This is a genomic window from Desmonostoc vinosum (assembly GCF_059505385.1).
In genome coordinates, this window is sequence record NZ_JCACKM010000128.1 from 1 (window position 1) to 20,254 (window position 20,254).

11 protein-coding genes and 1 CRISPR repeat array are annotated in these 20,254 nt (G+C 38.9%); of the genes, 4 read left to right on the forward strand and 7 right to left on the reverse strand.

The features are described from left to right. Positions 1–373: 373 nt before the first annotated feature. The 6 genes from AC5JMF_RS19415 to AC5JMF_RS19440 all read right to left on the reverse strand — a co-directional run bounded on the left by AC5JMF_RS19415 (position 374) and on the right by AC5JMF_RS19440 (position 13,160). A complete protein-coding gene (locus AC5JMF_RS19415; RefSeq protein ID WP_495797361.1) occupies positions 374–1,900 on the reverse strand; it encodes an ATP-binding protein in 1,527 nt (508 codons plus the stop codon). Positions 1,901–2,146: 246 nt separating this feature from the next. Then, a complete protein-coding gene (locus AC5JMF_RS19420) occupies positions 2,147–5,185 on the reverse strand; it encodes an ABC transporter substrate-binding protein (protein WP_495797362.1) in 3,039 nt (1,012 codons plus the stop codon). A 31-nt stretch (positions 5,186–5,216) separates the two neighbouring features. Further along, complete coding sequence (locus AC5JMF_RS19425) at positions 5,217–6,539, reverse strand: ATP-binding protein (protein WP_495797363.1); 1,323 nt, start codon at positions 6,537–6,539, stop codon at positions 5,217–5,219. A gap of 450 nt (positions 6,540–6,989) precedes the next feature. Continuing rightward, entirely contained in the window at positions 6,990–8,144 is a 1,155-nt protein-coding gene (locus tag AC5JMF_RS19430; RefSeq protein WP_495797364.1) for an aspartate carbamoyltransferase catalytic subunit, read from the reverse strand. Positions 8,145–8,927: 783 nt separating this feature from the next. After that, positions 8,928–10,816: a CRISPR direct-repeat array (repeat unit 37 nt; unit sequence GTTTTAATCAACCAAAATCCCTATTAGGGATTGAAAC). Positions 10,817–10,947: 131 nt separating this feature from the next. Beyond that, a complete protein-coding gene (gene mgtE / locus AC5JMF_RS19435) occupies positions 10,948–12,300 on the reverse strand; it encodes a magnesium transporter (RefSeq protein WP_495797365.1) in 1,353 nt (450 codons plus the stop codon). A 725-nt stretch (positions 12,301–13,025) separates the two neighbouring features. Then, positions 13,026–13,160 carry a hypothetical protein gene (locus AC5JMF_RS19440; protein ID WP_495797366.1) on the reverse strand — a complete coding sequence of 45 codons (135 nt, stop codon included), beginning with the start codon at positions 13,158–13,160 and terminating at the stop codon, positions 13,026–13,028. 357 nt (positions 13,161–13,517) lie between these two features. Between AC5JMF_RS19440 and AC5JMF_RS19445 the strand changes: the two genes are divergently transcribed. After that, complete coding sequence (locus AC5JMF_RS19445) at positions 13,518–16,730, forward strand: phosphorylase b kinase regulatory subunit alpha/beta (RefSeq protein WP_495797367.1); 3,213 nt, start codon at positions 13,518–13,520, stop codon at positions 16,728–16,730. 148 nt (positions 16,731–16,878) lie between these two features. On the opposite strand, the gene AC5JMF_RS19450 is transcribed toward AC5JMF_RS19445, so the two are convergent. Further along, a complete protein-coding gene (locus tag AC5JMF_RS19450; RefSeq protein WP_495797368.1) occupies positions 16,879–17,190 on the reverse strand; it encodes a YkvA family protein in 312 nt (103 codons plus the stop codon). Positions 17,191–17,442: 252 nt separating this feature from the next. On the opposite strand from AC5JMF_RS19450, the gene AC5JMF_RS19455 reads away from it, so the two are divergent. From AC5JMF_RS19455 to AC5JMF_RS19465, 3 genes are all read left to right on the forward strand, one after another. Further along, positions 17,443–18,180 carry a MotA/TolQ/ExbB proton channel family protein gene (locus tag AC5JMF_RS19455; protein ID WP_495797369.1) on the forward strand — a complete coding sequence of 246 codons (738 nt, stop codon included), beginning with the start codon at positions 17,443–17,445 and terminating at the stop codon, positions 18,178–18,180. A 57-nt stretch (positions 18,181–18,237) separates the two neighbouring features. Further along, a complete protein-coding gene (locus tag AC5JMF_RS19460; protein WP_495797370.1) occupies positions 18,238–18,888 on the forward strand; it encodes an ExbD/TolR family protein in 651 nt (216 codons plus the stop codon). A 356-nt stretch (positions 18,889–19,244) separates the two neighbouring features. Beyond that, on the forward strand, positions 19,245–19,610 hold the full coding sequence (locus AC5JMF_RS19465) for a phage holin family protein (RefSeq protein ID WP_495797371.1): 366 nt from the start codon (positions 19,245–19,247) through the stop codon (positions 19,608–19,610). Positions 19,611–20,254: the final 644 nt, after the last annotated feature.

The window sequence follows — 20,254 nt, forward strand, 5'->3', positions numbered from 1 at the left end:
AGGCAGAGACTTGAGTCTCTGACGGTTCAAGTATTTTTGCAAGAAGTCTATTATTGTGAAAGGATGTATTGTCTCAAACGCAGGATAACGAATTATATCATGTTCGTCTGAAGACTTATCGTTAGGGCTGACGCGAGGACACGGGGACACGGGGACACGGAGAAATTTTAATAATAAGTAATTACCCGAACTTGATATTAGCTCGACTTTATCCAATTAAGCGGCATAAATAGCAATATCCCTCAAGCGTTCAAATAAGGTACGAGGGATTTTTACAATTTCAGTTGATATGGCTCCAAACTGGCTTGGTAAAAATCGTAGCGATGATGCTCCTTCGCGGAATCGCCTCAGTGCAAAAATGGATCAAGTCGAGCTAAGGGCTAGAGTTTATGTTGCGTTGTGGATTAATATGATTATTTTGATCATTCTTGGCGCTTGAGGTAGTAAAGGCAAGAATAATGATTGTTACAAGACCCACAATAGAAGCTATACAAAGTAGCCCTTTTTTTTCTCTATTCAGAGTAATTTTATCTGCTAAGTATTTTATATTTCCTAAACCCTTGGTAGGAAATTCATGCGGGATATTTTCTAGGTTATTAAAGTCGTAAACATCATAATTTTGATTTTTAGAATCTTCTCCAAGATTATTTGGAGATTCAGCTATATCTGCTGTATTTTTTTTTTGCTGATTCAACTGATCAATAATTTGATAAGCTTGTTCAATTTCTTGTTTATCTCCTTTTTCAAATTCTCTTACCTCCTGCCACAAAGGGTGACGTTGCACCAACCAACACCTAACTAATTCTATTTTTACTTGATTACCTTGTTTATTTAGAAATCCTCTATATATGAGTTCTGTGACAACTTTTTGTAGTTGATCTTTTGATAAGTGATGAAAATTATATATTTCTAGTATTTTGAGTGGGTCTTGCTTTAGACGTTGGTCTTGTTTTTCAATAGCTATTTTTTGGCCTTCAGCCACAGCCGAAAATACTAGCTTTTCTGGTACAGATAAAGCTTCCCAATACCATGCTAGACCAGCTTCTGCTAACTCTACTGCTTGTTCTATAATCAGTTTTACATCTTTTTCAGTAACTCCCCGTTTTTCTAATTCTCTGGCCCTACTAAAAAGCACAAAGCAGATAATCTGAATAAAATAAGGATGTCCTGAAGAAAACTTAATAATAGCTGCAATCGATTTTTGTTCGTACTGCAAAAAACTAGCAGCGGGTTCAGTAATTAACTTTGTGGCACTTTTTTCGTCTATAAAATCAATTTCTTTAATTGGTACTTTTTTAAATATTTTTAATAAATTTGATATATCTGTAGACTTTCTTCCAGCAAAAATCACTACCAATAATTGTTGATTGCTTTGGTTTTCTACAACCTTTTTGATCTGTCCAAAGAGTGATTCTAGTGTTGCACCTATATAAGTAGGCTCTAAGGCATCGAATTCATCTAATAACAAGACTAATTTAGTATCTTTTAGTTTTGCGTATATCTCTGGTAGGAATTTATTGCAGAAAATATCCTTCTGCACTTTTATTTTTTCGGCAGTTGGTATCTCAATTTGATAAGGCTTGATATCTAATTGCTTAACAATAGTTTCTGCTAATCTTTCTAACAGCGACTCTAGCGTATTTTGAGCATGATATTCTAAGTCAAAGCTGACACAAGCGTAGTTACCGTTGTATTCCTTTTCGTCTAAAAATCCCGGTATATTCTGAAGCAGAGATGACTTACCAATTCTTCTTTCTCCGTGCAGAAATACTACTTTCTCCCCTTTGCGAAAATTTTCCCACACAAAAAACAATTCTCTATCTCTTCCATAGAAAAGTTCTCGTTCACTTATGGGACGACCAATTACATAAGGGTTTCTTTGAGACTTTAAGGATACCATAGATAACTAATGGTGATAGGACTACTAAGCAGTTGTTAATTTTTCAGCTAGTTTTCCCAAGTCTTTCTTTTATCATTGGTCACTATTTTATAATAACCTCTATTCTCAGGATGAGATTCTCTCAGCAATCTTTATTTATAAGATGTAGAAAATCTATCGGATTCGATTATGGCTAACTAGCTGACAATGCCATATTAAGTATTCCCGTTCATGATGTCTGTCTAACAGATCACAAACCAAACTAATTTATTTTTTTTCTTCTTTTGTCTGTTCCTCCTCAGTTATAAATTGTCTATTTTTTACCTTCAGTAAAACTACTTTCCTCTGGCTTTCCTGGCTGACATTGAACTTAAGTGTTTCTCCGAAAGATGTTTTTTGAACTTCTACCTTTTTTAAATTGTTGATAACTGTATCCCTGGACAGAGTCTGAGATGAATTAATAGACTTATCTATGGAATCAAGAAAAGCCTTGACCGCGTCGTAGCTGGTTGCTGTGCGCCAACTAACATCACCTCCCCACTGTTTTTTAGCGTTTTGAGCAAAAGTTTGTGATTTCTTCGTCTCACGAAACCAAGGAACAGCTAAAACCAAACCTTCGATATCGTCACCACCTTTAGAAAAAATATCATCTACATAAACAGAATCACCTCCTAATAGACTGATTTCGGAATTAATTTTTTTATACTTTTTAGCTATCTTAATAGCTTCATATAAGTGTTGGGTATCTGGAAATAAAGCGACCGCTTGTATTGTTTTTGGATTAGGCAAATTGTCGAGTATTTGTGAGTCAACATTTTTGTTAGCTATATTGATACATCCACCACCAATAACTTCGCCATTGGGGCCAAGATTTGTTCTAAATTCTTCTTTTATACTGCGGCTATAAGACTCATCAGGATTACAGAGAACTAGGACTTGTTTTAAACCTTTTTTGATAGCATATTCAGCTAACTTATTACCAGTTTCTTTATCTGATGGAAGAGTTCTAAAAAATACAGAAGATTTTAAATCTATGCTAGTACTTGTTGATGAAATAATCGGAATTTTCGCTTGTTCGTATATTGGTAAAGCTTCGTTAGTAACGCCACTAGCATTATGTCCAATTACGCCCAATACTGAGTTATTATTTGCTATTTGCTGAGCAACTTTTCTTGCTTGAATTTTTGAGTCACCATCATCAGCAATCAGAATTTCTAGTAAGCGACCGTTTAATCCTTGATTTTGATTAAATTCATCTTGCGCTTGTGCGATTCCACGTAATATTTCCCAAGCTAAAACGTAGTTTGACTGATGTGTGGCTGGCACTACTACAGCTAAAACAAAAGGCTCACCCTTTTGACGAGCTAAGGAATTGTTTTGATAAATCAATACCTCTGGATCGTTAGAGTTATATTTGACCGCCTGTTTAAAGTCTTCTGCTGCCTGTAGATATTTTTTTTGTTGGAAGTTAGTAATCCCTTTTTGTTTATTTTCTTTAAATTTAAATTTATCAATATCTTGGAGTTTGTTATTTGTTATCTGAGAAAATAAAGAGCGATCGCCACTACTAAGGCTTTCTGAATTAGTGACGCATACACCCTGGGGATTTTTTTGTTGATCGGCAGCACAATTCTTTTGCTTATTAATAAAAAAAATCATAGCAAAAGCTATAAGTCCAGCAATTAGACCCCCATATCCTAGTATTTTCCATAATTTTGGTTGGATGATTCTTTGCAGCCATCCTCCAAAATTACTGCCGCCAGAACTATCTGATTCTTTGAGAGTTTCGGCGATTTCATTACTATCAATTTGCATGTGTCTTAGTTCACCGATTTTTTCTCTCGCTGAACTATTTTCAGGGTCAATTTGCAAAATTTTTTCATATTGTTCTTTTGCTTTCTCGTTATATTCTTGCTGTAATAAGTAACTTCCGTAGTGATCTAAAGCTTCTATAAATCTTTGTTTATAAACTAACTTATTTAATTTATAAGCTCTTTTATAAAGTAGTAAAGCTTGTTCAAAATCCTTTAATTCACAATATTTTTCTGCTAACTCTACTATAAGAATGAAGTTATTAGGATTTAACTTTAAAGCCTCTTTATATTGAATTAAGGCGTTTTCTTGTTTATCTTTTTGTAGCCAGAAACTTCGAGCTATCTCCAACATTTTATTAAATTCTCCGTCCTCTGTTCTTTCTAAAATAGCGATTTCATCTCGTAATTGATGATGTATTAGTAGCCAGAGTCGGACTATCTCTACTTTTATTTTTATGGGATTACTATTTAAAAAACCCTTGTTAATTAATGAACTAATTGCATTTTGTAAAGCATCTGTCAATACTAATCCATATTCTTGATAAATTTCTTTAGGATTACCTGTGATCTTTTCTTGTTGAGCTTGAGCTAAAGTTGAAACCACTACTTTCTCATGCAGACTTAATCCATCCCAAAAGCAAGCACATCCGCCATGAGAAGTTTCCAGGGCTTCTGATATAACTTTATCTACATCATCAGATACAATAGTAAAACTCCTGCTGTTATTATTTTGGTTTCTAGCAAAATTAAAAAGTTCATGACATAAAACCTGCGTATATAAAGGATGTCCTGATGAAAATTTCAAAATTTTTTCTATAGTTTCGTCTCTGTATTGCAGGCTCTTAATAGCAGGTTGCGTAATTAACTTTTTAGCACTCTCATTATTCAATAAACCAATTTCTAAAAGTGGTGCTTCTCTAAACATTTGTACTAAATTTGGCACCGAATTGAGATATCTGCCAACTACTGCGATTAGATATATTTCTATTTGATTTCTAATTAGATTATTTAGATATTCTAAAAAATTAACAGCTTCGCCTATATTATTATCATTTTCGATTACATCAAACTCATCTAATAGTAGAATTAATTTTAAATTTTTCTGATGCAATACGTAACAAATCTCATATATAGTTCTTTGTACTGTTCTATCCTCTAAATTGCTATTTGTTTCTAAATAGCTGATGTCTATTTCTTGATCTATGCCAAGTTCGTGCAGGATATTACTGATAATTTTATGTAAAATTATATTCTTTTCAGAAGAGGTATCGTTTTGTAAATCATAAGAAATGAATAAAAATTCATCTCTAGCTACAACAGAGGGAAGAATGTTCAATACAGAAGATTTACCTATACGTCTTTGACCATGCAAAAGAATCAATCTTATATTATTTTCCAAATGATCTCTTATTTGTTCAAATAGAGAATCTCTACCAAAAAGCAACTCTGGTGTTTCGATTGGAGTTCCAATGATATAAGGATTATTGTCCATACTACTTTCATAATCAGTAAATATTTAACAATTACCTACTAAGGAAAAATCTGATGATTGTCTCAACAATAGGGTAAATAGACTTAAAAGATGAAGTAATAGATTGCCGATTTTCTTTTACCAAAACAATAGCACCTTTTACATCTGCTATTTGTTGATGACTCATTAAATTTAAAAATGCTTTCTCTCTTTTTTGCAGTGATTCGTCATCAGAATTCCAAATTTCTTGAATTACCCATTTCTCCATTATTGACGAGATAAAAATAAAAGAATTATCGCCGTTATTAATAGAATATTTAATAACGCACTGTTCTTCTAAATTTCGCGATATTCTGTCGTATTGGCTAAAAATTGATTCAATATTTCTGATGTTGTATTGTCTATCTTTATTCAGGCGACCCCTCAGTTTTGACAAAACCATTAACATTAATAAATATTGCTCTTTTTCATCGCATATTTTCCAAGTCCTATCGAAAAATGGATTAGTGCTGCTTTCAAAATCTCGAATAAAATTATGAACAAACTCTTCAATAGAGGGTTGGTTTTCATTCCTGAGTTCTTGATATAGGAAAAAACAAGCAGTTTGTAGCAGCTTTGGATGCCCACCAGCAATTTGTTCTAGTGCTTCTCTTAATTGCGTTGTAATTGCTCGATTAAATAATCGTAGTAACTGCCCAACTTCATCATCGTTAAAAGGTTTTAATTGTCGAAATAAATAATGGTTATACCAGGGTGACTGGTTAGGATTGAGACTTGGTTTAATATCATTTAGACGTTTTTGTGAAGTGACAATCACAGATAAATTTCGCCTTTGCCCAGTGTCAGTGTAAATAGCCAAGCTGCGAAATTCGCTCAAAAATTGCTGCATATTATGCTCAAGGTATTGCTGGTTAGTTGAAAGAGCCAAATCGTAATCATCTATCAGCAATACTAAGTATTTGTCTTTAGTGTCTAGTTCCCTTAATATTTGGCGTAAACTGTCTTGAGATGCTCTACCTTCTGCTATCAGAGTATTTGCTCGCTTTTGTAATTCTGTTTCAGTGTTTAAATTATCTCTTACTAAACACAGTAACTTTGTCCAAAAACCAGAGACCGTAAAAGGGTTGATCTGTTCACAACTAAAACTAACTATGACTGCTAATGATATGTCTTGCCTGTTCTGTTCCCACGTTTGAGCAGCAGCTAGTTTTGCTAATAGCGACGTTTTTCCTGTTCCCAGTCCACCCCACACCGCTAAATGACCACGGTTATATATCTGGTCAAAAGCTGTTTGAATGATAGAGTTCCTACCGATAAATTTTTCTGGTGGGATACTATCTCCAGCGAAGAAAGGATTTGGTGAGTCGATAAACATACTGGTTTTCTGAGTTGTATAGTCTGGGATGCTGAATTTTGGGACTACGGCATTGATATCATCAGACTTTGAGCAACAGTGTTGCTGTACTGCAACTTTGAGTACAACAGAGATATCATCTTTAAAATCATGATTGTTAAATATATAACGCCGAGTTTTTACATAGAGCTTTAAAAGAAAATAATACCATTAATACAAATGCGCTTTAAAGCGAATTTATAATTGCTGATATGATGTGGGGTAAATTACCCATCTCCAGAAATTAATTCTGCGTTACCCGAAACCTTTGTAGAGACGCGCTTTTGAAGCGTCTCTACATTCATTGAAATCAATCAAGGTTTGAAACCTCGTCCGCAGGCGTCTCTGTGTCTCTGCGTCAGTCTATATCATAGGTCTTCAGGCGGACATGACATCACAGAGACTTAGCACAGCAAATACCGAACAACCTTTTTAATTTTGAATTCCCGATGTCTTGCCGCTACCTATTAAATACAACAAGGCCATGCGAACAGCGACACCACTGGTGACTTGCGATTGAATTAGACTAAATTCTAGATCATCCATCAAATCAGAGCTAATTTCTACACCACGATTAACTGGGCCAGGATGCAAAACTTTAACGTTAGGCTTGCATAGTTGTAGCTTTGGACGTGTAATGCCGAATAGTTGATGGTATTCTCGCAAACTTGGCAGTAAATGAGCGCTCATCCGTTCTTTTTGCAGGCGCAATGTCATGACAAAATCAGCATCTTGTAGGGCTGGTTCGAGTTGCCAATGAAGGAAGGGTTGGGGGGATGTGGTTCGACTTCGCTCACCAATCGGTGATGTGGGGGATATTGATATTATTTTCTCTCCCCCTGCCGCCTGCCCCTGGTCACTGAGCGTACCCCTATGGGGAAGCCTACGCGTAGCGTCTCCAACAGGAGAAGCCGAAGCGCTGCCCCCTGCCTCTTCTACGAACTCGGCAAAGTACTTGGGTAAAAGTGTGGGTGGTGCTGCTAAATGTACTTGGGCACCGCTGGCGATGAAACTCCAGATATTCGATCGCGCCACACGAGAGTGTAAAATATCTCCAACAATAGCGATTTTTTTACCTTTTAAAAGTTCAAGCCTGGGATTGGCTGGGTCAATCAGAGTACAAATAGTGAATAAATCTAGCAGTGCTTGGGAAGGATGTTCATGCTGACCATCGCCTGCATTGAGAACAGCAACTCGCACACCAAGACGATCCATTTCTTGAGCGATCGCATGAGGCACACCTGCTTCTTTATGGCGGATCACCATGATATCAGTTCCCATAGCCAAATAAGTTTTTGCCGTGTCGAGAATTGTCTCGCCTTTCGTCATCGAAGATGTGGCAGCGGCGAAATTCAGCGTATCTGCACTTAAGCGTTTCGCAGCGAGTTCAAAACTGCTGCGAGTACGGGTAGAAGGTTCAAAAAATAGATTTGCCACTACTTGTCCTTGCAAGGTTGGCACTTTCTTCGTTCGCCGCGATAGTACTTCTTGAAAACTGGCAGCGGTTTGCAATACAGTATCGTATTCAGCAGGGGTAAAGTCAGCCAAAGAGAGAACGTGATGACGATTCCAAGTGGTAGTAGGCATAAATAGCTATCATTGGTCTGCGTAGAGGTACGAGCAGGTTTCCTGACAAAGGCCCTATGCTAACGCTTTTCTACAGCTTTTTAATTTAAATATGCAGAGGCAATGATATCATCTGTCTTCTATCAAAGTAGATACATATTTCACGTCTATCAAAACAACTTTTTTTCTTGCTACACCCCACAGCGCTAATCGCCTCAAGTCAAGAAACTCACTTTAGCTACCTTTATAACCTTACACCCATGTTCCTACGTCGCGAACCTCCTGCTATTTCGTATTCCTGGCTAGCTTTACCGTATCTACTGCCAACTCCAACAACATTTTTTTGGATTCAAGAAGAATAGTTGTAGGGGTGTGTAGAGTTGGCTAAAAATATTGGTATTCCTCTGCGTTGAAAAATATAAATTAGCCTACTGCGAATTAGTAATTATGGATTCGTGTAAAAATAAGTTGAACAATTTAATATTTGTAGTGCGGGCATCTTGCCCGCGCGAGCAAGATGCTCGCACTACTTATTTTTACTTGATGCCTATGGTGTCAACCAGTAGGTGTTTTTTAAATAAAACAAAATTTTGTGTCTGAAAAGCCTATCCTTAATAGCTTTGAACCCTCTTTGAGGTGTTCAGAGGTTGACACCACTCCCGCAAATCCTTACCAGAATTGCTTTTGAGGTTATTTATTATGCTTGCGCTCTTGACAACCAAACGGCTGAAAAGGTATCTTAGCTACAGATCGACACTTTTGAACCTTGAAAATCAAATATATCAACGCTTGCAGACCCCAGCGGTTTTAATCAACCAAAATCCCTATTAGGGATTGAAACTCGTTTAAATAAACTATTAGCTGGAAATCCATATCGTTTTAATCAACCAAAATCCCTATTAGGGATTGAAACGGACTATACATCACGCGACTGCTTGGTGACGGGCTAGAGTTTTAATCAACCAAAATCCCTATTAGGGATTGAAACGGATTTAGTAGCCAGCGCCGTAAACCGTTATGTGGTTTTAATCAACCAAAATCCCTATTAGGGATTGAAACGCCACAATCAGCTACGATTCCGAACACCTGACACAGTTTTAATCAACCAAAATCCCTATTAGGGATTGAAACAATTTACCTTCGTACTCTTGTTTGACTTCGCCAAGAATAGATGTACGAGTTTTAATCAACCAAAATCCCTATTAGGGATTGAAACTTACCATAGATGCATCGATATTAAAAATTCGCTCTTATGAAGTTTTAATCAACCAAAATCCCTATTAGGGATTGAAACCCTGCGATTGGTGGCAAACCCATCGGCGAACCAGGGTTTTAATCAACCAAAATCCCTATTAGGGATTGAAACAACTTCAGGCTAATGCTTCGATGATCTACGAGATGTTTTAATCAACCAAAATCCCTATTAGGGATTGAAACAATGATTTTCTGTACATTTTTTCAAAAATCTTTGTTTTAATCAACCAAAATCCCTATTAGGGATTGAAACGAAAATTCAACAGATAATTGATTTGGTATTACAGTTTTAATCAACCAAAATCCCTATTAGGGATTGAAACATCAGCCGGACTAACATTTACCACACCTCCCAATTCTGGTTTTAATCAACCAAAATCCCTATTAGGGATTGAAACAACAGATGTACCTTTAAGTTCCTCAAAGGTGAAAAAGTTTTAATCAACCAAAATCCCTATTAGGGATTGAAACGATGTTATTTGCATCTGCTATGATATCCCATGCAAAGTTTTAATCAACCAAAATCCCTATTAGGGATTGAAACTTGGCACGCATTACAAGCGGCAACAAAAAAGCCGTTTTAATCAACCAAAATCCCTATTAGGGATTGAAACAACATTGATAACAATTGCTTCTGCTGATTTTTCAGGTTTTAATCAACCAAAATCCCTATTAGGGATTGAAACAGCCTGAACACATATCGACTGATAGACAAACTCAGTTTTAATCAACCAAAATCCCTATTAGGGATTGAAACGGCTGATAATGCCCCATTGCCCCCGCCTCCGCCCGCGCCTAGTTTTAATCAACCAAAATCCCTATTAGGGATTGAAACAAAAACGTGACACGGTGAAGGACAGAGAAACCAATCGTATTTTTTAGGGTTTTAATCAACCAAAATCCCTATTAGGGATTGAAACTCTTCGGACTTCGATGTCGATTTTTCAGATTGGGTTTTAATCAACCAAAATCCCTATTAGGGATTGAAACACCTCACACCCAATTCGATATCGACTGATAGCTGACCCCGGTTTTAATCAACCAAAATCCCTATTAGGGATTGAAACAGTGAAGAGAGAGACGGATACCTAAATCAAATTGAGTTTTAATCAACCAAAATCCCTATTAGGGATTGAAACTTTTGATATTGCCAGCCACAATCAACGCCTCTTGGCGAGTTTTAATCAACCAAAATCCCTATTAGGGATTGAAACCAAAGGCGATCGCGTTGATTGGTAGTCGGGCGGTCGCTTGTTTTAATCAACCAAAATCCCTATTAGGGATTGAAACGCGCGATTGGCTGGAAGCTGCGGAGAAGTGCGAAGTTTTAATCAACCAAAATCCCTATTAGGGATTGAAACATCGTGTAAGGCAGGCTCACTGCCTCGCGACGAATCAGCGAGTTTTAATCAATCAAAATCCCTATTAGGGATTGAAACTACTGCCTAGTTTTTTATTTTTAATTTATATCAGGCGTAAATTTGTACCTTATTTAACTAAATAATGACCATAAAAGATAATTGGTAGAAGTAAAGCTATTTATTTCTACCAATGTCTTGCGATCGCCTGATTAAGTTGGTAGATGCAAAACTTTTAAAGCTATAGAAATCAGCGTCAGGAACGTTAAAAACCCAATTGTATCTAGCATAGTCGTCACTAACGGCCCACTGACTAAAGCAGGATCTAGCTTTAGCCGCTTCAAAGCCATTGGCAGCAAAGTACCAAGAGTCACAGCGACAATCGTATTGGTTGCCATAACTAATCCTGCAACTAAAGCTACCCATCGTTCTTGAGGATGTGCCCAAATTAAAGACAGCAGGAACATAGTCACAGCTAAAGCCACAGCTGTGCCGAAACCGGCACAAAGTTCCTTGCGAAGAATTCTCAGAGTATCTCTAGGTGTAACTTCACCTACACCCAAACCGCGAATTGTGACTGTTAATGCTTGAATACCAACAGTGCCACCAGTGTTTGAAAAAATTGGCATGATGACGGCGAGAACTGGCACGGCAGAAATTACAGATTGGAATGGGGCGATCGCACTTGCTGCACCTATATATAATCCCATAATTCCTAATAACCACGGTAAGCGCTTGCGAATAGTAACTTGGGGTGGTGATAAAGCGGCCTCATCACCACTGACGCCTGCTAATTTTTGAATATCTTCTGTAGCTTCTTCTTCTAAAATATCGATGACATCGTCAATTGTAATAATCCCGACTAATCTCTCTTCGCGATCAACTACAGGAATAGCAATTAAGTCATAACGCTTCATGATTTGGGCAACTTCTTCCTGGGGAGTTTCGGTTCTAACTTTGAGGACGCGATCGCTCGCTATATCTCGAATCAAAACTTCGGGAAAGGTAAACAGTAATTGCCGCAATGAAACAACTCTTACTAGTTTGCGGTTATTGTCTGTGACGTAAGCGTAGTAAATTGTCTCTTTATCTTCGTCTTGCCGCCGGATTTTACTTAATGCTTCGCCTACGGTTAGCCCTTCTCGTAATCGTACATACTCAGTCGTCATCACCCGCCCGGCAGTGCCTTCAGGATAGCCGAGAATTGTCGCCGTCGCTTGTCTTTGTTCTGGACTCAACTGTTGCAGTAGTCGTTTGATGACTCCAGCTGGTAGTTCGTCAAACAATTCCGCCCGTTCATCAGGACTCATTTCTTCTACAAGCTGCACTACTTGAGCATCATGCAGAGAATTGATCAATTCTTCCTGCACCTCTGTGGGTAAATATTCAAATACGTCTATCGCCTGAGATTTGTTGAGTAGACGAAAGGCGATCGCCCGTTGTTTTTCGGGTAATTGTGCGATATAGTCTCCAACATCTACAGGTTGTAAGCGATTTAAATCCCATTTCAGTTGGTTTAAATCGGTAGATTCTATTAGAGAGTTGCGAATCTCTTGTGTGAGCATAGTAATACCTCCTAAAAGTCTCCCCCGCGCTGGGAGACTGCCTCACCAGTTCAGAGGAGGATAATACTGCCGTCTTGTGGACTTTTGTCCATAAAATCCTAATAATTCAACATCGATACCCAATTCAGGCATCGCTAACTGACCATCCTAACTCGGAATCGCATTCTCTGGTAGATGTTGCTTAATATTTGCGTTGTGCAGAAGTAGAAAACTTTCTAGCACATCGCACTATTGCGGTGATGTACTTACTAGTATTCAGAGTCTTTGATATGCCACACAAGTATGTAATTTACGCCTTGATGTTTTTTAGATTTTGGTGTGGTTAGAGTAGATTTTACTATTGTTACAATCTATGTCAAGCCAATAAACGAATTTACCCGGAAACTTTATAGAGTTAAAATATTTATCGGTTAATCTATGTAATCGTACTTAATTGCCTTACTTATTGATAATGTCAATATACAGCCTGTCCCTGAGCCTGCTTTTACTCTTGGTTTAGGGTTAGCAATGGGACTAATTACCTTATGGAAATGGCGGAGGTATTGTTAGTTGATGTGTTGCAGAATTTCTGAGGCGATCGCTTAACTACAAATATTGAATTAATCAAGCCTAGAATACAAAATTTTGCTAAATAATAATTCCCCTACCTGTAAAGATAGGAGAATTATGCAAGGAAAACTTCCAATTTTTTTACTAACTTTTAGTAATTACCTTCTGATATTTACTCATCCAGCAGAGCGTTTGAGTGAACCATCAGCGTAGAGTTCTAAAGGTATCAGCTCTGTTTTTCCGTTAATTTTGATTTGAGAGTAAACAACTTTTATTAACGGAGCATTATTTTCATTATAGCGCATAGACATATTTTTCCTCTTTTACTATCAATTTTTTCGTATGAATAATCTCTACCGAAAGTAATTTGTTCGATAGTTATTTATTTTTAAAATTACCAACAATTAGCCAAAGCAAGTATAAATTTTTATACGTATAAATGAAGATTTAAAGAAATCTGAGACTTTGGTTATGATTTACTGACTATTTTGCTTTTGGTAAATGTTCTAATTCCAAGTTAGTACTATCGCTTAACACGAGATAATAAATTTACACCACTCTTTACTGCTGTTTCATCATCCACGACAAGACTTGTTCTAGCTTGGTTGATACTATTTACTTCACAGCTGTATGGTTAAATTTCGTAAGCTGCGCCTCTTGCTAAAGTCATGAAAACACCCACAGAGTTATCAGTCCGCCTGGAGTATTACTACCAGCAAATTCATGCAATTATTTTGGTGCGTCAGAATCCTATTACAGGGTTACTACCTGCAAGTACTGCAATCACTGCTCATGGTGATTATACAGACGCTTGGGTGCGAGACAACGTTTACAGTATTTTGGCGGTTTGGGGTTTAGCACTTGCATACCGCAAGATTGACAACGACGAAGGACGAACTTACGAACTAGAACACAGTGTCATCAAGCTGATGCGTGGGTTGCTATTTGCGATGATGCGACAGGCTCATAAAGTGGAGACATTTAAACACACACAATCGCTTTTGGATGGACTACACGCCAAATACAACACAGCAACCGGGGACATTGTTGTTGGTGATAACGAGTGGGGACATTTGCAACTTGATGCCACATCTATATTTTTACTGATATTGGCGCAAATGACTGCTACAGGATTGCAAATAATCTATACGATTGATGAAGTAAATTTCGTTCAAAACTTGGTTTACTACACTGGACGAGCATACCGCACACCAGATTTTGGTATTTGGGAACGGGGTAATAAGATTAACCATGGTAATGCAGAACTAAATGCTAGTTCTGTAGGCATGGCGAAAGCTGCCCTAGAAGCTATGAACGGACTCAATTTATTTGGCATCAATGGTAGCCAAACCTCAGTCATTCATGTATTGCCAGATGAAATTGCGCGGGCGCGGATTACGCTAGAATCCCTATTACCGAGAGAATCTGGTTCTAAAGAAGTTGACGCCGCATTGTTGAGTATAATTAGTTTTCCTGCCTTTGCTGTAGAGAATTTGCAGTTGCGCGATCGCACTCTCAACGAAATTATCACTAAACTTGCTGGCAAATACGGCTGTAAACGCTTTTTACGCGATGGACACCAAACAGTTTTAGAAGACACCCACCGCCTACACTACGAACCGTGGGAACTAAAACAATTTGAGCATATTGAATGTGAGTGGCCGTTATTTTTTACTTACTTAATCTTAGATGGCTTATTTCGTGGCGACCAAGAACAAGTCCAAAAATATCAACAACTGCTAGAACCATTATTATTTGAGCGTGACGGTTTGCGTTTATTACCAGAACTTTATTATGTGCCAGCAGAAAATATCGAAGCCGAAAAACTAGCACCTCAAACACAAAAACGTTTACCCAACGAAAATATTCCTTTAGTATGGGCGCAGAGTTTATATTTTCTCTGTCAAATGTTAAGTGAAAGTTTACTAGCAATTGGTGATATTGACCCTTTAGCAAGACATTTGTGTGTTGGTAAACAGCGCCAGGCGTTGATTCAAATTGCTTTATTAGCAGAAGACGAAGATTTACAAGCAGAACTAGAAGTTCACGGGATAGAAACACAAACACCTGCCCAAGTAGAACCAATTCAAGTCAGAGAAGCAGGGGAACTTTCAGCTATTTATACTCAAATAGGACGCAATGATAAACTTGGTTTAACTGGGCGTCCTGTACGACGTTTGCGGAGTTTGACAACATCAAGAATCTTTCGTATTTGCAGTGAAACAGTTGTATTTTTACCGTCATTTTTGGATTCTCAACAGTTCTATTTAACTCTTGATTATCATTTTTTATTAGACCAAATTAGAAGCGAACTAGCTTACATTCAGAAATATTGGAGTGATTTAGGGCGTCCTACTCTAACTTTAATGTTGACACACACCATGCTAGAAATTGGTGCTGAAGCATTATTAGAATTGATGCAGGAATTAAAAGATGGTGTTTGTAATGGAGTGCAGGTAAAATTAGGGCGACTCAATCAGTTAATGCTGACAGCCGGAATTCAAAGAATTGATTTTTTGCAAAATACAGAATTTTCTCTGTTGCCAGTCAAAAATGCTGGACTAAATTGCTATTACCTAGCGTATCACTCAGAAAAAAACTGGCGCTTGGGGCATACCCAAGAATTTCAAATGGAGTGTGAAACAAACTTAGGTTTGTTACTTTCTTATTTGCGTGCATCAGAAAATATTTATGAGCAAATTGAGCTGTTGCAAACTTTAATTCGTTTACAGGGACTAAAATTTGATACAGGCTACGGCGGCCCAGGATACCCTGTGACTGTAGCCGATTTACTTGATGAAGTTTACACCAAAGCTGGGGATTTAGGTATTTGGGCAGTGGTACGTCGAGCTGCGGGGTTGCGCCAAATGGTTGATATCGGCTTGTCGGATACAGTCACAAGCATTTTGGTACGAGGTAAGCAAATAGCCGTGGGTAAAGCTTACAGTGAAGCGTCCTTAATTGCTGTACCCATGTCTCATCATGAAATCGCCGAGAAAATTAACCATTTCTGTCGTGAGGATATTCGCGATCGCGTCCTTACACAAGAGATTTTAATTTATCTTGGCATCCTCATTCGCTCAGAACCGCAACTATTTCGCGGACTTTTGACATTAAGAGTCGGCTATCTCATCCTCTTAATTACCAGCGAACTAGCACAGGAATTACACCTCACCCAAGACGAAGCATACGAACAATTAATGGAACTTTCACCATTCGAGGTAAAAACGCGCTTGCATCAAGTATTAACAGGATACAGTGGCATGAGTAACCTACTACGCCAGCAAGAATCATTACACGTCAAGCAAAAAGAAAGTGATATTGCTTGGGTAGTGCTACCAGTGGTAGAAACAGAAATGGAAGTCCCGTCAGGGGGTTGGCGTCGGTTTCGCCAAGCAGAAGGTGCAACAGGACGCGTACCAAAAGACTTTTTTAAACAAGTTTGGTTATTGATGAAGCATTGCAAAGGTTTAGTGATTGGCGATAAATTAGAACGTCGCAACCGTCTAGATAGTGAAATAATGTTGTCAGAAATGACAGCAGGAGAAAAGAATTTTGCTCTGTTAGTTGAGCATTTATTAAATAAAATTGAAGCTCCAGAATACCGCCAAGTTAATATTGAAGCATTAATAGAATTAGCTGCGATCGCAGCCAACAACCCTAAACTGCAAATCGAAGAATATATAGTATTAGATGTGTTGATCGGTCATGCAGTTAGATTAGCATGGTTAGAAGATCATGTTGAGCGAGGCGATCGCTATGATGAAGATAAAGCCAGTGCATGGCGATCGTTTTATAATACTTCTCCTAGAGATTGCGCGGGTTATATTCTCAAAGCCTTCCGCTTCTTAACAGAATTCGCTGAAGCTAGTAAACCGTAATCACCATAGGTACACTTTGCGTTACACTATGTTGGCGATTTATTGAGAATGTTGTCAGATCTGCGTTAAAAAAATATCCCCCACCTCAAAAGTGCAGCGTAAGTAGATAACAGAGGTAGAGGGTTTGTTAAGTTTTATTTAGTCAAAACTACTTGACAGCAACAGCATCAACATCGACTGTGCTAGCGGTGGAGGTAGGATTATCGGTATTATTAGTAGCGGTAGTATCAACTCCCTTACGAGCTTTCCAGCCTTCAATAACTACCCCAGAAACCTCAGTTACTAACAAAGTTAAAAGGAATACATCATCAATTTCTCCCACAAATGGGATAAAATCCGGGAGAATATCAAAAGGACTGAGCATGTAAACTAGCGTTCCTAAAATTACCCACCAACGATATTTAGGATTACGCAGCACATTGCGATACCAAGTGTAAAGTGATTGAACAGAAAATTTCATATTCTTAACCTCCAGTTACCTTTTATTCTGACAAATTATGTTTTACATTCCCGGTGGGAATAACCGTCCTCATTTCGTCTGGAAGACGCTACTCCTATAGAATTACAGAGGAAACAGGCCAAGCAAACTATCGCCTTGTTAAACAAACACTGACTCTGCAATTCGGCATCCGAATATGGTAGTTGTGCATTAATCTCTAAAATTAAGATGCTTTGTCATAGTTGCTCTAGATGGAGGGAGGAAACCTAAAAAGTGGACATTTTAGATTTGTTTTACAAGGGCGGGCCAGCAATGTGGCCTTTACTGGCGCTGTCGGTGCTGTCTTTAAGTGTAATTTTTGAACGCCTGTGGTTCTGGTTAAGAATTTTGACTCAAGAAAAGCAAATAGTCGATCGCGTTTTAGATGCTGCCCGCGATAGTTGGGAAGTGGCTGGGGAAATTGCCAGACGCGCCACAGATCAGCCAATTGGCAGGTTTCTTTACGCGCCTTTGGGTTTACCCAAAAGCGACGCCGAAACCTTTCGTTTAGCACTGGAGGCGACAGCGGAAGATGAGTTAGCAGGGATGCGGCGAGGCGAAAAACTTTTAGAAGCTGTAATCGCCCTAGCACCGCTGTTAGGATTGTTGGGTACAGTTTTAGGTTTGATCCAGTCTTTGCGCTCAATTCGGATTGGTGATTTAGGTACTGAATCAACAGCTGGGGTAACTACTGGTATTGGTGAATCGCTGATTAGTACAGCAGCAGGGCTAATAGTTGCGATCGTTAGTCTGGTATTTTATCGCCTGTTTCAAAGTTTTGTGGTTAACCAAGTCAAAGTTTTTCGTCGTGCGGGAAATGAAATGGAATTACTGTATCGTCAGTCTCCACCCGACTTTAGCAACAGCACATCGGCAATTGTACGGGAATCCTCAAAAGAAAGTTTGATCCCACCTCGTAAGCTCAATAAAAACAAATTTTCTGAACCTCCTGAACCCCCTGCAATTGATTAATTAAAACTTAAGCATAAGACCAGAATCTAGCCGCTGAAATAGCCGTAAGAGCGAGACATGAAAGTTAATCTACATAGTCCAATTGAAGAAGCCCAGATTCAAATCATCCCGCTAATTGATGTCGTTTTTTGCATTTTGACGTTTTTTCTGTTGGCAGCATTGCAATTTACCCGCCAACAGGCGATTAATGTTGATTTGCCTAAAGCTAGCGCTAATACAACATCCAACATAAATTCACAAGGCGGAACTCAGATTGTCACTATTGATGCGGTTGGTAATACTTTCATCGAAAAACAGCCCATCAAAAGAGAGGAATTAGCACAGCGATTAAAGCAGTATCTCCAAGACAATCCCAGCGGCGTTGTGGTGCTAAATGCTTCGCGAACTGCAACTTATAACGATGTGATTGAAACATTGGACTTATTGCGTCAAGTAGGGGGCGATCGCGTGTCTCTAGGAATTATACCTGGCCCGTCTCAACCATCAACTAACTTATCGCCAATTCCCGGTACCACACCAATTCCGAGCATTAATCCTGAAGGGAATCTGACCCCCAAATTCCCCTCAACACCCCAAGTACCGTTACCCAAGGTAACTGGCCAAGACATCAATCCTGCTAGTCCTGGTGTGTCTCCTATACTTCCCAAGTCGTCGGTGTCTCCAGCACCTGTAGTACCGGAAAAAACCAGTCCTACTCCCAAAAGATAAGACACAAAACCAAGCAGATACGGTCAAGCAAGAAAAATTTGGCCCTGCTAAATCTGGGAATGAATTACGCTTGTCAACAAATTTTACATTTTCCCTAACCCTTGTAGAGACGTAGCATTGCTGCGTCTCTACTTGATTATTCAGCCTTACCTCTGTCTGAAGAGAGTTGCGATCGCTAGATTATGATTCCAAGGCAACAGAGAACAGCAACCAAACCTAAAGATTTATAGAATAAAACTCAACTAGAGAAATAATCTCTGCTAATTTACAAATAATTGCATATCTTCAAACACTATTCTATTCGTAGACCGATTAATTTATCGCCGATCGCCGTTCACGTTTCAGGGGTTTTGGCAATGGATTTTGTAACCGTTTTAATCGTTTGGGTAGTAACGTCTGTCAGCTTGTTAATTATTAGTAAATTGCCTTTTCTGGGAGTTGAAATCGATACTCCAGGTAAAGCTTTCTTTTCCGCAGCAATTCTTGGTATCGTAACGGCAATAGTCAGACCAATTTTACGCCTTGTATTTGCAGTACCCAATTTTCTCACTTTTGATTTATTATCCGGCATTTTCACGTTTATGATTGCCGTCGTTTGTTTTAGTATTGCTGCCTGGTTAGTCGAAGGCTTCCGCTTGCGTTTCGGTATTTGGAGCGCTGTTATCGGAGCGTTTGCACTAACCGTTGTTAACAGTGTGATCTACAGATTGCTGGGTGTCTAACTCAAAGGGACTGGAGACTAGGAATTAACCGCGCTTACATCCCCCACCCACAAGGGGATGGGGTTTTACGCGCGATCAATAAAATTCTGCTTTACTCACAGGAAGATTTTGTGATAATTTTCCAGCACCTAGTACCCAGTTCCAGAGTGGCTACCTTGCGGCAGTGAATTGGAAAGACCGCGCGGTGAGAGGCTTACCGCATGTTAGCGACTACCGTATCACCGAAGAAGCGGAGGGGCAGGGAGCAGGGGGAGCAAGCCCTCTCTTATGGGTAGGTTTTTTAGATTTCGCGTTTTGGTTGACGCGGGGACACGGGGACGCAGAGAAAGATTTCGGAACGGAAAAATAGGCTTTTTCAGACTGAATATGAAAAACCTACCCTTGAAAGGAGCAAGCCCTGCCCTGGAGCCGTGGAGCGGAGCGGAACATGGGTATGAAGCCCCGCCCATAAGCGGGCGCTCTTACTGGGGCGGAGTACAAGCTCCGTCTGGTGTTTTCCCCCTTGCTCCCTGCTAAGAGCTCCCCTGCCTCTTTTGACCTGACTCTTTTAACTAGTTCCGTGGGTTTAAGTCCCCCGGTTCCATAATCGGCAAGTTTTGTGTTGGGGTTGTCTTACAAAGTTGAGGCAGTGTGATCTTGGGGAG

What these genes read in the sequence shown, in the direction of transcription:
- AC5JMF_RS19415 (WP_495797361.1), bottom strand. Translation starts at nt 1,900, where the DNA reads ATGGTATCCTTAAAGTCTCAAAGAAACCCTTATGTAATTGGTCGTCCC.
- AC5JMF_RS19420 (WP_495797362.1), bottom strand. Translation starts at nt 5,185, where the DNA reads ATGGACAATAATCCTTATATCATTGGAACTCCAATCGAAACACCAGAG.
- AC5JMF_RS19425 (WP_495797363.1), bottom strand. Translation starts at nt 6,539, where the DNA reads ATGTTTATCGACTCACCAAATCCTTTCTTCGCTGGAGATAGTATCCCA.
- AC5JMF_RS19430 (WP_495797364.1), bottom strand. Translation starts at nt 8,144, where the DNA reads ATGCCTACTACCACTTGGAATCGTCATCACGTTCTCTCTTTGGCTGAC.
- mgtE (WP_495797365.1), bottom strand. Translation starts at nt 12,300, where the DNA reads ATGCTCACACAAGAGATTCGCAACTCTCTAATAGAATCTACCGATTTA.
- AC5JMF_RS19440 (WP_495797366.1), bottom strand. Translation starts at nt 13,160, where the DNA reads ATGTCTATGCGCTATAATGAAAATAATGCTCCGTTAATAAAAGTTGTT.
- AC5JMF_RS19445 (WP_495797367.1), top strand. Translation starts at nt 13,518, where the DNA reads ATGAAAACACCCACAGAGTTATCAGTCCGCCTGGAGTATTACTACCAG.
- AC5JMF_RS19450 (WP_495797368.1), bottom strand. Translation starts at nt 17,190, where the DNA reads ATGAAATTTTCTGTTCAATCACTTTACACTTGGTATCGCAATGTGCTG.
- AC5JMF_RS19460 (WP_495797370.1), top strand. Translation starts at nt 18,238, where the DNA reads ATGAAAGTTAATCTACATAGTCCAATTGAAGAAGCCCAGATTCAAATC.
- AC5JMF_RS19465 (WP_495797371.1), top strand. Translation starts at nt 19,245, where the DNA reads ATGGATTTTGTAACCGTTTTAATCGTTTGGGTAGTAACGTCTGTCAGC.